This is a genomic window from Streptomyces nanhaiensis (assembly GCF_046614825.1).
In the GTDB taxonomy this organism is placed as follows: Bacteria; Actinomycetota; Actinomycetes; order Streptomycetales; family Streptomycetaceae; genus Streptomyces; species Streptomyces radiopugnans.
In genome coordinates this window covers 1-1,706 of sequence record NZ_JBKJFM010000328.1, presented here as the reverse complement: position 1 = coordinate 1,706, position 1,706 = coordinate 1, and the positions used below count along the sequence as shown (strand labels likewise).

Sequence of the window (1,706 nt, the reverse complement as noted above, 5' to 3'; positions counted from 1 at the left end):
ACGACGCGGTGCTCGATCGGCTCACCACCGACCGCCTGGACCACGTACTGCGCCCGAAGGCCACGGCCGCCGAACTCCTCGACCAGTACACACGTCACCTCGACCTCGACGCCTTCGTGCTCTTCTCCTCTGCGGCCGCCACCTTCGGCAACGAGGGCCAGGCCAACTACGCGGCGGCAAACGCCCACTTGGACGCGCTGGCACAGCGGCGGCAAGCACGTGGGCTGCCCGCGACCTCGGTTGCGTGGGGTGCCTGGGCGGACTCGGGCATGGCCACGGGGCAGGTGGCGTCCGAGCAGTTGCATCGCAGCGGGTTCCCCGCGATGTCCCCGGAGCTGGCGCTCACCGCACTGGCGGAGGCCGTCGGACGCGGCGAACCGGCGGTGACCGTCGCCGACATCGACTGGGCCCGTTTCGTGCCGGCGTACACCGCCGCCCGGCCCAGCGCGCTGATCTCCGACCTGCCGGACGTACAGGATCTCCTGGCTGCGACCGGATCCGGTGACGCACAGCTCGATGAGGAGTCGCTGGCCGGGCGGCTTGCCGCGCTGTCGGCGCCGAAGCGTGAGGAGCTGTTGCTGGAACTGGTGCGGACGCAGGCGGCGTTGGTACTCGGCTACGCCGGGCCGCAGTCGGTAGCGCCGAACCGTGCGTTCAAGGACCTCGGCTTCGACTCGCTCGGCGCGGTCCAGCTGCGCAACCGGCTGAACGCGGCCACCGGGCTGCGGCTGACCACCAGTGTGATCTTCGACTACCCGACGGCGGGCGAGCTGGCGCGTCATGTACTGGACGAGTTCCCCGGCCTCGGCGGTGACAGTGGACAGACCGGCCACACCGCCACCGCCCTGGGTGCGGCGGCCACCGACCACGACCCGATCGCGATCGTGGCCATAAGCTGCCGTTTCCCTGGTGGGATCCGGACGCCAGAGGAGTTGTGGGGGCTGCTGGCTGCCGGTGGTGACGCGGTCTCGCCGTTCCCCGCCGACCGCGGCTGGGACCTGGACGCGCTGTACGACGCCGACCCGGACCGTTCCGGCACGTCCTATGTGCGGGAGGGTGCCTTCCTCCAAGGGGTGGGCGACTTCGACGCGGCCTTCTTCGGTATCAACCCGCGTGAGGCCCTGGCGATGGACCCGCAGCAGCGGTTGCTTCTGGAGACGTCCTGGGAGGCCTTCGAGCGGGCTGGCATCGACCCCCAGTCGCTGCGCGGCAGCAAAGCGGGCGTGTTCGTCGGCAGCAACGGGCAGGACTACGCCACCTTGCTCCGGCAGGTGCCGGAGACGGTCGAGGGGTATCTCGGCACCGGTATCGCGGGCAGTGTGGCGTCGGGCCGTGTGGCCTACACCCTGGGCCTGGAGGGCCCGGCCGTCACCGTCGACACCGCCTGCTCCTCCTCGCTGGTCGCCCTGCATCTGGCCGCGCAGTCGCTGCGCTCCGGCGAATGCACCCTCGCCCTCGCAGGTGGTGTGACGGTCATGTCGACTCCCGAGGTCTTCGTGGAGTTCAGCCGGCAGCGGGGGCTCGCTCCCGACTCCCGGGTCAAGGCCTTCGCCGAGGCCGCCGACGGCACCGGGTGGGGCGAGGGCGTCGGCATGCTGCTGCTGGAGCGGCTGTCGGATGCGCGGCGCAACGGACACCCGGTCCTGGCCGTGGTCCGGGGTACGGCCGTCAATCAGGACGGCGCCAGCAACGGCCTGACCGCCCCG

Annotated in this window: 1 protein-coding gene; it reads left to right on the top strand. The window is 71.3% G+C overall.

From position 1 onward, the window contains the following. On the top strand, positions 1 to 1,706 hold a 1,706-nt coding region (locus ACLIYP_RS30370), incomplete at both ends, for a beta-ketoacyl synthase N-terminal-like domain-containing protein (RefSeq protein WP_412716287.1).